Below are 12,236 nucleotides of genomic sequence, written 5' to 3' on the forward strand. Positions count from 1 at the left end.
TCAGTCCGCCTTGTGCGCCGTCAGCAGGTAGGCGGGCATCTTGACTCGGCCCTTCTCGTCGCGTTCGTGCGGCGGGAATTCGAAGGGAGCGTTGGGGATCTCGACGACGTTCGACAGGATATGGGCCGGCCGGATCTCGTCGACCTCCCAATACTTGCTCACCGCGGCGCGAAGTTCGTCTTCGTCGACCTCGTTGGGCTTGGGCTCCATCTCGGCGGGGAAGGCGCCCTTGGCGAACACCAGCACGAACAGGCCGGCCCCCGGCGCGGCCGCGCGGTGGATGGAGCTCAGGTAACCGTCGCGGCCCTCGACCGGCAGCGAGTGAAACAGCGTGGAATCGACGATCGTGGAAAACCGGCCGTCGTAGCCGCGCAACGTGGTGATGTCGGCCTGGACGAAGCTGGCAGTGGTCAGGCCGCGCTCCCGGGCGGCCTCGGTGGCCGCCGCGACGGCCGTCGGCGTGAGGTCGACGCCCACCACGGTGTAGCCCTGCGCGGCCAGCGCCAACGACAGCTCGGCGACCCCGCAGCCCGCGTCGAGGACGTCGCTGCGGAACTTCCCGGCGGCGGCCAGCGCGGCCAGTTCGGGTTGCGGCTCACCGATGTTCCACGGCGGCGGGCCCTCGAAGTGCGCCTGCTCGCGGTATGCGCTGTCCCAGTCCATGACCTGATCGCCCGTCATGGTTTCAACCTACCCGCGACTCCCAGGTGTGCACCGGCTCGTTGGCGTGCATGTGCTCGCAGTAACGGCGCAGCATCTCGGCCAAGGCGGCGGGGCGGGTCATCCCGCCGGCTTCCAGCGCGCGCACGGTCGATACCTGCCAGCTGGCGCCGTTGCGGCCCGTTCGGGCGCGGCCCTCGACGACACCGAGGAAGCGGTCGCGCACTTCGGCGTCCATGCCCCAGCGGCGCAGTCCCTCGTCGGCGAGCGGCAGCAACGTGTCCAGCACCAGCGTGGTCGCCGCCACCTCGCCCGGGCCCGGCCAACGCAGCCGGGCGTCGATGCCGTTGCGCGCCGCGGCGAGGAAATTCGCTTGCGCCGCAGCGAAATCCATGCCGTGCCACACGGGGTTGTCGTCCTCGGACAAAACGCGCAGCACGCCGTAGAAGAAGGCCGCATTCGCCACCATGTCGACGACGGTCGGTCCGGCCGGCAACACCCGATTCTCCAGCCGCAGGTGCGGGCGCCCGTCGACCACGTCGTAGACCGGCCGGTTCCACCGGTACACGGTGCCGCTGTGCAACCGCATTTCGGACAGCCGCGGCGCCCGCCCGGCGGACAGCTCGGCGGCCGGGTCCTCGTCGGACACCTCGGGCAGCAGGGGCGGGAAGTAGCGGATGTTCTCCTGGTAGAGGTCCAGGACCGAGGTGATCCACCGTTCGCCGAACCACACTCGCGGCCGCACGCCCTGCGACTTGAGCTCCTCGGGCCGGGTGTCGGTGGACTGGGTGAACAGCTCGATGCGGGTCTCGGCCCACAGCTGATGGCCGAAGAAGTACGGCGAGTTGGCCCCCAGCGCCAACTGCGGGCCGGCCAGTACCTGGGCCGCGTTCCAGTTGGCGGCGAACTTTTCCGGGGCCAGTTGCAGGTGCAATTGGATGCTGGTGCAAGCGGATTCGGGCGCGATGGACACGGCGTGCCAACTCAGCGGCTCGGGGCCGGAGATGTCGATCGGAATGTCTTCGCCGCGGGCGGTGAAGATCGATTCGTTGAGCGCCGCGTACCGCCTCGAGTCGCTCATCCAGCCGGTGGCCAGGTGTTCGGGCATCAGGGTGGGCAGGATCCCGATCATCACGATGTGTGCGCCGCCCGTGCCGGCCTTGATCTCGGCGTCGTTGAGGCTGGCCCGTACCTCGCCCTCCAGATCGAGCGCGGTGTGACCGGGCAGGGCGTGGGGCGGCACGTTGAATTCGATGTTGTAGGCACCCAATTCCGGCTGGAAGGCCGGGTCCCCGATGGCGTTCAGCACGTCGCGGTTGGACATCGCCGGCTGGTAGTCGGCGTCGACGAGGTTGCACTCGATCTCCATGCCGGTGAGCGGCTTGTCGGAGTCGAAGTGCGACCGCGCCAGCATCGTTTCCAGGACGTCCAGGCAAAGCTCGAGCTTGCGCTGGTATTCCCGCCGTTGCGCGCTGTCGTACGTGGTGCGCTTGACCTCTTCGCCCACACCGCCGATGGAACAGGGTTGCCAGCGGTAACGCAAGCAGCGCGGCCGCTTGTCGAGTGGGGCAGACCATGATGGACTCCTGACGTGCCCGAGTTTGTAGCCGCCATCGACCAGGGAACCACCAGCACCCGCTGCATGATCTTCGATCACGACGGGGCCGAAGTGGCGCGCCATCAACTCGAGCACGAACAGATCCTGCCCCGCGCCGGCTGGGTCGAGCACGACCCGGTGGAAATCTGGGAGCGCACCTCTTCGGTGCTGTTGTCGGTGTTGAACCGGGCCAATCTGTCCGCCAAAGACATTGCCGCGCTTGGCATCACGAACCAACGGGAGACCACGCTGGTGTGGGATCGGCGCACCGGCCGGCCCTATTACAACGCGATCGTCTGGCAGGACACCCGCACCGACCGGATCGCGTCGGCGCTGGAGCGGGACGGCCGCGGTGAGGTGATCCGCCGCAAGGCGGGCCTGCCGCCGGCGACGTACTTCTCGGGCGGCAAGCTGCAGTGGATCCTGGAGAACGTCGACGGGGTGCGGGAGGCCGCCGAGAGCGGTGACGCCCTGTTCGGCACCCCGGACACCTGGGTGCTGTGGAACCTGACCGGGGGCCCGCGCGGCGGCGTGCACGTCACCGACGTGACCAACGCCAGCCGGACCATGCTCATGAACCTGGAGACGCTGGACTGGGACGACGAGCTGCTGTCGTTCTTCGCGATCCCGCGGGCGATGCTGCCGTCCATCGCCCCGTCGTCGTCGCCGCAGCCCTACGGCGTCTCGGCGCAGACCGGGCCGGTCGGTGGCGAGGTGCCGGTCACGGGCGTCCTCGGCGACCAGCACGCGGCGATGGTGGGCCAGGTGTGCCTGTCGGAGGGTGAGGCGAAAAACACCTACGGCACGGGAAACTTCTTGCTGCTCAACACCGGTGAAACGATCGTGCGATCTGACAACGGGCTGCTGACCACCGTCTGCTACCAGTTCGGCGACGCCAAACCCGTTTACGCGCTTGAGGGTTCGATCGCGGTCACCGGGGCCGCGGTGCAATGGCTGCGCGACCAGCTGGGCATCATCAGCGGCGCCGCGCAGAGCGAGTCGCTGGCGCGCCAGGTCGCCGACAACGGCGGGGTGTATTTCGTCCCGGCGTTCTCCGGGCTGTTCGCGCCCTACTGGCGCTCCGACGCCCGCGGGGCGATCGTGGGGCTGTCCCGGTTCAACACCAACGCGCACCTGGCCCGCGCGACGCTGGAGGCGATCTGCTACCAGAGCCGCGACGTGGTGGACGCGATGGCGGCGGATTCCGGTGTGCGCCTTGAGGTGTTGAAGGTCGACGGCGGCGTCACCGGCAACGACCTGTGCATGCAGATCCAGGCCGATGTGCTCGGCGTCGACGTGGTCCGCCCGGTGGTCGCCGAGACCACTGCGCTGGGCGCGGCCTACGCGGCGGGATTGGCGGTGGGGTTCTGGGCCGACCCGTCCGACCTGCGCGCCAACTGGCACGAGGACAAGCGCTGGACGCCGGCCTGGAGCGACGAGCAGCGCGCCGCCGGCTACGAGGGGTGGCGCAAGGCGGTGCAGCGGACCCTGGACTGGGTCGACGTGTCCTGATCCATGGCCCGCTGCGGGTGGGGCTCAGTCCTCGCCGAGGATGCCGTAGACCTCGCGCCGGGCGTTGTTGAGAATTTCGACGATGCGCTGCTGCTGCTCGGCGGTGGCGGTGTGCGCGGACTGCGCGACCGCGCCGAACAACTGGCCGACGGCGGCCCGTAGGTTCATCTGACCCGGGTCGGCGCCTTCGGCGATCTCGTCCCACGGCAGGGTCTCGATCTTCTCGGCCGCCGCGCGACCCTCGTCGGTGAGCTCGAACAGCTTCTTGCTGCCCTCACTCTCGCTGGCGGTGATCAGCCCCTCGTCGGTCAGCAGCTGCAGCGTCGGATAGACCGAGCCGGGGCTCGGCTTCCAGAGCCCGTTGCTGCGTTCGGCGATCTGCTGGATCATCTCGTAGCCGTGCATCGGCCGCTCGGCCAGCAGCGCCAGGATGGCCGCGCGGACGTCGCCGCGCTTACCGCGGCCGGGGCCGCCACGGCGCCATCCGCCGCGCCGGCCGCCCGGCCCGAAGCCGAATCCCGGGCCGAACCCGGGTCCGAAGCCGGGGCCGAAGCCAGGGCCGAAACCCGGGCCGAAGCCGTGGTCACCCGCCTGGTCGCGGAGGTTTTCCAAGAATTCGCGCCGGGCCTGCTGCCCGGCGCCGTGCAGGGCGCGCCGTTGCGCCGGGCCGGGGGCGAAGCCGAATCCGCCGACGAACGGTCCGTTGGGGGGTGTGAATGGGTTGCTCATGGTTGTAGTCCTCACGTTCTCGGGGAAGCGCGCGATCTGCGCGCTTACGGAATATCACGATATATCGGAAACTATCGCGATGCAACGTCTGAGTTGCGGCAGCCGCCGCGCGCCGCCGCCGCGATCCCGTTGACCTGCGCCGACGCACTTGCGGCTGTGATGGCCGGGCCGGTTTGCGCCGCCCAGGCGGCGGGTAGGAACTGTGGGATGAACGCCGATAACTCCAACCTGACGGTGGGCGGCGGGACCTCCGCCGCGACCGGCCCCGGGCGGGGTGACAGCGGTCGCGGAAGTGGTAGCCGCAACGCGTGGTCGTGGGTCAACTGGGCGTTGGCGCTGGCCACCGTGCCCGCCGCCGCCATCGTGATGCTGTTCGCGCTCGGCGCGGTGATGAGTACCGCCGGCTGCGCCGACCGCAGTTGCCCCAACCTGGGCCGCGGCGGCATCGATTTCGGGGTGGCGTTCTACGGCGCACCCGCGGTCGCCGTCGTGGTGATCGTCATCTCGCTGTTCACCGCGAAGCGCCGCGGCGGCATTGCCGTTCCGCTGTTCGGGTGGGCGCTGCTGATCGCCGACGTCGCCCTGATGGCGCTCAGCGTCTCCGGTTAGCGGGCGTCACCCCGGGGGCGAAAAACCGCCCGGCGTGGGATTGGGGGGCGCCTGCGCGGGTGGCGCCTGCTCCGGCCACGGGACCGCCTGCGGTTGCGGCCAGGATGGCCACGGCGCGGGGCCCGGCGGCGTGGCGGGCCGAAGCCGGGCCAGCTCGCGGCGGTGCCGTTCGGCGAGGACGGCCGCGAGCACCAGCTCAGGCGGGGCGCCGGGCGGCGGGGGCGGGGCGACGCGGGACATCACGTCTCCGGCGATGCGATATGCCATCTGCTGGCGTAACTGCCGATCGAGTTGTGTTGCGCGCGAGAGGAATTGGCGCGCGACCTCGGCTTGCCCGGGGGACAGCCCGGACAGCTGCAGCGACGAGGCCCACCAGGCCAACGCGGGTGGCATCATCGGCGGGGGACCCAGCCGGGGTCCGCGTTCGTTGACGACGATGGTGCCGGCGAAGATGTCGCCGACCCGCTTGGCCTTGGGCGACAGCAGGCTACAGATGACGGCGGGACTCCCGAACAGCATCCAGATCTCCACCACCGACGCGAGCGCCCGAAACAGGGCCTGCCGGAAGCGTTCTGGGCCGCCGTCGTCGGACACCACCCGCAGGCCCATCGCGATCTTGCCCACCGAGCGTCCGCGCGTTGCCGTTTCGAGCACCACGGGGTAACCGACGATCACCACCACCGTGAAGATGAGCAGCACCGCGGTGCTCAGCGCCGGGTCGAACTCGGTCAGCGTGGCGGCCCACAACATCAGCCCGAGGACGTAACAGACGACGAGCACGGCGATATCGATCAGCGCGCTCAGCGTCCGCACCGGCAACTGGGCGATCTGTACATCGAGCACGACGGCGTCGCCGGTCACCACCTCCGACATAACACCGAACGGTACAGGGCGATTAGGCTGCGCAGGGTGGACGTCGACGCATTCGTGCTGGCCCATCGCGGTACCTGGGACCGCCTCGACCGGCTGGTCGGGAGGCGTCGCTCGCTGACCGGCGCCGAGGTCGACGAACTCGTCGAGCTGTACCAGCGGGTGTCCACCCACCTGTCGATGCTGCGCTCGGCCTCCTCGGACTCGCTGCTGATCGGTCGGCTCTCCAGCCTGGTCGCGCGCGCCCGATCTGTCGTGACCGGCGCCCACGCGCCGTTGACCCGCACCTTCACGCGGTTTTGGACGGTGTCCTTCCCGGTGGTCGCGTACCGGTCCTGGCGGTGGTGGCTGGGCACCGCGGTGGCCTTCTACGCCGTGGTCGTCGTCATCGCGTTCTGGGTGGCCGGCAGTCCCGAGGTGCAGTCGGTCGTCGGAACGCCAAGCGACATCGAGCAATTGGTCAACCACGACATCGCCTCCTACTACAGCGAACACCCCGCCGCGGCGTTCGCCCTGCAGATCTGGGTGAACAACTCCTGGGTGGCCGCGCAATGCATCGCGTTGGCCGTCCTGTTGGGGCTGCCGATCCCGATCGTGCTGTTCCAGAACGCCGCCAATCTGGGGCTGATCTCCGGGCTGATGTTCCAGGCCGGCAAGGGCGGCCTGCTGCTCGGGCTGCTGCTGCCGCACGGGCTGCTGGAGCTGACCGCGGTGTTCTTGGCGGGGGCGGCGGGGATGCGGCTGGGCTGGTCGGTGATTTCGCCCGGCGACCGGCCCCGCGGACAGGTGCTGGCCGAACAGGGCCGCGCCGTCGTTTCGGTGGCGATCGGGCTGGTGGGCGTCCTGCTGGTCTCGGGGTTGATCGAGGCGTTGGTGACGCCTTCGCCGCTGCCCACCTTCGTTCGGGTCGGCATCGGGATCGTCGCCGAGGCGGCGTTTTTGTTCTACATCGTGTACTTCGGTCGCCGCGCGGCCAGGGCCGGTGAGACCGGCGACATCGAAGACGCGCCCGACGTGATCCCCACGGGCTGAAGCGGTTACAACCGCCCGGTGGCCTTCATCGCCAGGTAGCGGTCGGCCAGGGCGGGCGCGAGCTCGGTGGGCGGGGCGTCGACGACCTCCACCCCACCGCGACGCAGCCGCGTGGCGATCGCGCGGCGGTCGTTGCGGGACCGTTCGGCGGCCGCCGCGTCGTACACCGCGGCCGGATCCGAACGCCCCGCGGCCATCTGGTCGACCCGCGGGTCGGCGACCGCGGCCACCATCAGGTGGTGTTTCGCCGACAGCTGCGGCAGCACCGGCAGCAGCCCCTCGTCGAGGGCGGTCGCGTTCAGGTCGGTCAGCAGCACCACCAGCGACCGGCGGCGCGCCCGCCGCGAAATGGCGGAAACCATTGCGGTCCAGTCGGGTTCGAGCAGTGCCGGCTGCAAGGGAGCCATCGCTTCGACGAGCTGGGCGAGCAGCTCGGTGCGCGAGGCGCCGAACACGCCGGCCCGGGTGACCCGGTCGTGGGCGAGGAAGTCAACGTGGTCGCCGGCCCGCGACGCGAGCGCCGCCAGCAGCAGGGCGGCATCCATCGACCAGTCCAGCCGGGGCCAGCCCGCGGGGTCGGAGGCGGTCGGGTCGACGCCGACACGGCCCGCGGCGGTGCGGCCCGTGTCGAGCACGATCACCACGCGCCGGTCGCGTTCAGGACGCCAGGTGCGGACGACGACGTCGGCGCGGCGCGCGGTGGCACGCCAGTCGATCGACCGCACGTCGTCCCCGACGACATACTCGCGCAGCGAGTCGAATTCGGTGCCCTGCCCGCGGATCAGCGTCGGCAGCAGGCCGTCGATCTCGCGCAGTTTGGCCAGCCGCGCCGGCAGGTGCTTGCGCGACAGGAAGGGCGGCAGCACCCGCAGCAGGCCCGGAACCGCCTGCGAGCCCTGCCGTCCCGCCAGCCCCAGCGGGCCGATGGACCGGGCGGTGACCACCTTCGCGCGCTGCTCGCCGCGGCGGACGGGTCGCAGCTGGGACTGGACGTGCTGGTGCTGCCCCGCCGGGATGCGCACGGGATGGATGCGGGGCTGCGCGCCGGCGCTGGGCGGCCAGGCGTCGCGAACCTGGCCGCGAAACCGCCGCCCGCCGTCATTGTGGATCAACAGCCCGACGTCCACCTGCTGGGCGAGCCGGGCGGAGCGGTCCGGGGACCGAATGTAGCGCAGTTTGCGGGTGCTGGCCGCCAGCGCGACGTCCGCGGCCACCGCAATCGCCAGCGCGACGAACAGAACGCCGAAAGTCCTTGCCGGCCAAGGCGACAACGCGATGGGCAGGACGCACATCAGCGCGACCAGCCCGGTGCGTCCGGTCAGGATCACTGGGCGCCGCTCCTCATCGCTCCGCTCTGCATCGTCGCCGGCGCGATCACTAGCGCGGCACCGGGACCGACGCCAATATTCCGTCGAGCACGCCGTCGGGGGTGGCCCCTTCGAGCTCCGCCTCGGGGCGCAGCATCACCCGGTGCCGCAACGTCGGCCGGGCCATCGCCTTGACGTCGTCGGGGGTGACGTAGTTGCGGCCGGACAGCCAGGCCCAGGACCGGGCCGTGGCCAGCAGCGCGGTCGCCCCGCGCGGCGACACGCCCAGCTGCAGCGCGGGCGACGAGCGGGTGGCCCCGACGATGTCGACGATGTAGCCCAGCACCTCGTCGGCGACCAGCACCTGCCGCACCGCGTCGCGCCCGGCCGACAGCTCGGTGGGCCCGGCCACCGGCTTGATCGCCGACAGGTCGCGGGGGTCGAAACCCTGGGCGTGCCGACCGAGGATGGCGATTTCCGAATCACGGGGCGGCAGAGTCACATTCAGTTTCAGCAGGAAGCGATCCAGCTGTGCCTCGGGCAGCTGGTAGGTGCCCTCGTACTCGACGGGGTTCTGGGTCGCGGCGACGATGAACGGGTCGGGGAGGGGCTGCGGCACCCCGTCCACGCTGACCTGACGCTCTTCCATCGCCTCGAGCAGCGCGGCCTGGGTTTTCGGCGGGGTTCGGTTGATCTCGTCGGCCAACAGCAGGTTGGTGAACACGGGCCCGGGCCGGAACGCGAACGCGGCGGTGCGCGCGTCGTACACCAGTGAGCCCGTGACGTCGCCGGGCATCAGGTCGGGGGTGAACTGCACGCGCTTGAACTCCAATTGCAGCGCGGCGGCCAGCGCCCGCACCAGCAGCGTCTTCGCCACTCCCGGAACGCCTTCCAGCAGCACGTGGCCTCGGCAGAGCAGCGCGATCACCAGGCCGCTGACCACCCCCTCCTGTCCGACGACGGCCTTGGCGAGCTCACCGCGCAACGCCAGCAGCGCATCTCGCGCCGCCTCGGCGGTGGGGGTCTGGGCGGGGGAAGGAGACTGTGTCACGTCCGTGTGACCTGCCTTTCGATGTCGTCGAGCGCACGGGCAAGTTGTAGCAGGTCGTGGTCCGTCGCCGGGGGTGGCCCGAACAGCTGGTAGGAAACGAATGCGGGATCGGCCCCGCTGCGGCCGGCCACCGCGGCCGCCACCGCGGGCGGCGACGCCCCGAGATTCAGGCCCAGCCGGGGCAGCAGCCGCTGCAAGGTGGCGGTGCGCAGCGCCGCGGCGGCGCGGTCGCGGGCGCGGCGCGAACGGTACAGCCGGCCGCGGCCCTCGACGGTCTCCGACGCGCGCACCACGACGGGCAGCTCCTCGGCGACCAGCGGGCCGGGCCGGCGGCCCCGCCACAGCGCGACCAGCAGCACCACCAGGCACAGCTGCCAGACGATCCACGTGACGTTCGCCGGGATGAGGTCGGAAATCGAACCCGGTGGCGGTGATTCACCCTCGACCCGGTGCGGCGCGTACCAGACCAGCCGCGGCCGCGCGCCCGCGAGGTTCATCGCCAGGGCGGCGTTGCCGGCCTCCAACAGCGCGCCGTTGGTAAGGAAGTCGGTGCTGCCGACCGCGGTGACGGTCCGCCCGCCGTCGCGGAAGCGGATCAGCGCCCCGCCGTAGCAGCGGGTCATCGCCCGGCCGTCGGTGGCGTGGTAGGTGTCGCTGGGCCCGAAGTGAACCGGCCCGGCCCGGGTGGCCTCGCGCAGCGTGCAGTCGGGGTCGGAGTCGAAGGTGTCCGCGGCCGAGACGCGTACGCCGGGCAGCAGTGCCTTGCGGGTGCGCGCCGTCGGTTCCACCAGCAGCAGGTCGCCGGGCGCCTTCGCCAGCCGGTCCAGCAGCGGGTCGGTCAGATACTGGCTCTGGGCCACGAGGATCAGCGCGTCGGGGCGTGCCGCCCGTTCGACGTCGGCGATGCTGCCGGCGACCACGACGTCGACGCCGCCGTCGCGCAGGAGCGCCACCAGCGCATGGGTGCCGTCGGGACTCGTCGACGCCGGATCCATCCGCGGGCCGGGTCGCGGGGCGGTCAGGTAGGCATCGACGCCGGCGATGACGGCGAGGACGATCAGCGTGAGGACCACCCAGCGCCCGGATCGCCAGCGCTGCACCGCCGTTGAGGCGGTGGGTTCGCGACGGCCGATGGTGGCCATCACCGCACCTGCGCCCACGAGTCGGGCGTGGCGGTTTGCCCCGGTGCGCCGGGCCCGGCCGCCGAGCGGAACCGCAGATGATCGTCGAGGTCGGCGATCATCTGGTATGCGCCCTGCGTGCCGGGTCGCTCCCCGTAGGTGACGTCGTTGAAAGCCGTTGCGGCCCCGGATAATTCACCGGCAAGATGGGGCAACACGGCACCGGCGTCGGAGGCCAGTTCGTTGGCGGTGCGGCCGGGCGCCGGGTTGAGGATCCCGGTCTCCTCGAGCTGGCGCGCGACCGCGCGCAGCCGGTGCCGGATCGCCGCGGCCCAGTCACCTTGTGCCGCATAGTTTTCGGCGGTCGCGCGATGCTGGGCCGCGGTGAGCTGGGCGGCTTCGAACAGCTGGTAGTCGCCGCCGCGGTTGGTGCGCATCGTGCGCCGCCCGACGTAAACGGCGGCCACCAGCGCGATCCCCAGCAGGATGAAAAGCACCGTGGCCGTGAGCCATCCGCCCGGCAGCTGGGCGGTCTTCTGCAGCAGCCGATAAAGCACCTCGTTCAGCCATTCGGCTACCTGTTGGCCGACCGAGCCCTTCGCATAGATCGGCTTGTTGAGCTCGTCCTGGGCGGCCTGATGGGCGGCATCGTGGTCGATGTCGATGGAGGGCACCGTGTCACTCGTCCTCAGACCGGCCGGGTCAGCCAGAGGTCGTCGGTGGAGGCGGCCGCGTACGGTCCGCCGGCCGCGCCGGTCTGCAACACCAGGTCGAAGGCCTCCGCGCGTATGCGGCGGTCGGTGTAGAGCAGCGCGATGACGCCGGCATTGAAAGGCGCGGTGATGATCTCGCCGATCGCCGCGCCCACCGACGCGATCGCCGTGCTCACCACGAAACCCGCGGTGGACGTGCTGACCAGGAAGACCTGGCTGGCGATGTTGAACGGCACCGCGACCGCGCCGGCGATAACGGATGTCACCAGCAGGGTCAGCACCCGGATGCCGAGCACCCGCCAGAAGCCGTTGCGGACCAACGCGAACGATCGGGTGATGGCGTCGAGGACCGGTAGCCGCTCCAGCACGATCAGCACGGGCGCGAACAACACCAGCGTGTACAGGCACACCACCAGCGCGATCACGGCGAGTGCGAGTGGCAGCCCCAGGACGATCACCGCCGCGGCGCTGCCGATCGCCGCCAGCACGGCGACGATCACCGCCACCAGGCCCGCGACCACCGCCAATGCGGCGCCTTCCAGCACGGCCAGACCGAACAACGGCAGCAGCCGGCCCCGGATTTTGGCCCAGGTCTCCCCGATGGTGATCGGCGACCCGAACACCGCCCGCCCGACGATGACGGTGAGCATGCCCGACAGCAGCATGCCGCCCAGCCAGGCGACCACCACGCCGGCGCCCATCGACGTGAACCAGGCGCCGATCACTCCAGTGGTCAGCTCCTTGCCGTGGCCGCTCGAAAACCGGCCGTAGGCCGCCAACGGCCCGAAGACGGCCACCTTCGTGACGATCTGGATGATCACCACCACGATGGCGGTCAGCCCCAACGTCGCCTTGGGGTTGGCCCGGACGTAGCCGACCGCGCCGTTGAAGATGTCACCCAAGGTCAGCGGTCGCAGCGGGATGATGCCGGGCTTGACCGCTCCCGGAACCAGTTGCGGCGGACCGTAACTCGGCGGCGGACCATAGCCCGGCGGGGGGCCGTAGCCGGGGGGTGGGCCGTAACCCTGTCTCTTA

The 12,236-nt window shown here is 70.7% G+C and carries 12 protein-coding genes; 3 read left to right on the forward strand and 9 right to left on the reverse strand.

Annotated elements, in window-relative coordinates:
• On the reverse strand, positions 1-681 hold the full coding sequence (locus A5730_RS01155; RefSeq protein ID WP_067894474.1) for a class I SAM-dependent methyltransferase: 681 nt from the start codon (positions 679-681) through the stop codon (positions 1-3).
• 4 nt (positions 682-685) lie between these two features.
• The gene (locus A5730_RS01160) at positions 686-2,167 is read right to left on the reverse strand and encodes a glutamate-cysteine ligase family protein (RefSeq protein WP_067894476.1); all 1,482 of its coding nucleotides are present in this window, start codon (positions 2,165-2,167) and stop codon (positions 686-688) included.
• 84 nt (positions 2,168-2,251) lie between these two features.
• Between A5730_RS01160 and glpK the strand changes: the two genes are divergently transcribed.
• Complete coding sequence (glpK, locus tag A5730_RS01165) at positions 2,252-3,769, forward strand: glycerol kinase GlpK (protein WP_082946661.1); 1,518 nt, start codon at positions 2,252-2,254, stop codon at positions 3,767-3,769.
• Between the two features lie 24 nt (positions 3,770-3,793).
• Here glpK and A5730_RS01170 read toward each other — a convergent pair whose 3' ends face one another.
• Positions 3,794-4,498: a PadR family transcriptional regulator gene (locus A5730_RS01170; RefSeq protein ID WP_067894478.1), complete on the reverse strand. Its 705-nt coding sequence runs from the start codon at positions 4,496-4,498 to the stop codon at positions 3,794-3,796.
• A gap of 207 nt (positions 4,499-4,705) precedes the next feature.
• Here A5730_RS01170 and A5730_RS01175 point away from each other — a divergent pair, with 207 nt between their 5' ends.
• On the forward strand, positions 4,706-5,107 hold the full coding sequence (locus A5730_RS01175; RefSeq protein ID WP_067894480.1) for a hypothetical protein: 402 nt from the start codon (positions 4,706-4,708) through the stop codon (positions 5,105-5,107).
• A 6-nt stretch (positions 5,108-5,113) separates the two neighbouring features.
• Here A5730_RS01175 and A5730_RS01180 read toward each other — a convergent pair whose 3' ends face one another.
• Positions 5,114-5,980: an RDD family protein gene (locus A5730_RS01180; protein WP_067894482.1), complete on the reverse strand. Its 867-nt coding sequence runs from the start codon at positions 5,978-5,980 to the stop codon at positions 5,114-5,116.
• Positions 5,981-6,016: 36 nt separating this feature from the next.
• On the opposite strand from A5730_RS01180, the gene A5730_RS01185 reads away from it, so the two are divergent.
• Positions 6,017-7,009, forward strand: coding sequence for a stage II sporulation protein M (locus A5730_RS01185; protein WP_055399900.1), 993 nt, complete (start codon positions 6,017-6,019; stop codon positions 7,007-7,009).
• A 5-nt stretch (positions 7,010-7,014) separates the two neighbouring features.
• Here A5730_RS01185 and A5730_RS01190 read toward each other — a convergent pair whose 3' ends face one another.
• The 5 genes from A5730_RS01190 to A5730_RS01210 all read right to left on the reverse strand — a co-directional run.
• On the reverse strand, positions 7,015-8,337 hold the full coding sequence (locus A5730_RS01190) for a DUF58 domain-containing protein (protein WP_067894486.1): 1,323 nt from the start codon (positions 8,335-8,337) through the stop codon (positions 7,015-7,017).
• 49 nt (positions 8,338-8,386) lie between these two features.
• A complete protein-coding gene (locus A5730_RS01195) occupies positions 8,387-9,367 on the reverse strand; it encodes a MoxR family ATPase (protein ID WP_055399904.1) in 981 nt (326 codons plus the stop codon).
• Positions 9,364-10,509: a DUF4350 domain-containing protein gene (locus A5730_RS01200; RefSeq protein WP_067894493.1), complete on the reverse strand. Its 1,146-nt coding sequence runs from the start codon at positions 10,507-10,509 to the stop codon at positions 9,364-9,366. The genes A5730_RS01195 and A5730_RS01200 overlap by 4 nt, the downstream gene beginning before the upstream one ends.
• Positions 10,509-11,162 carry a DUF4129 domain-containing protein gene (locus A5730_RS01205; RefSeq protein ID WP_067894496.1) on the reverse strand — a complete coding sequence of 218 codons (654 nt, stop codon included), beginning with the start codon at positions 11,160-11,162 and terminating at the stop codon, positions 10,509-10,511. Before A5730_RS01205 ends, A5730_RS01200 begins: the two co-directional genes overlap by 1 nt.
• Positions 11,163-11,176: 14 nt before the next feature.
• The coding region (locus A5730_RS01210; RefSeq protein ID WP_067894507.1) for a hypothetical protein at positions 11,177-12,236 on the reverse strand (1,060 nt) is incomplete at its 5' end.

This window comes from Mycobacterium sp. ACS4054, assembly GCF_001667275.1.
Classification (GTDB): Bacteria; Actinomycetota; Actinomycetes; order Mycobacteriales; family Mycobacteriaceae; genus Mycobacterium.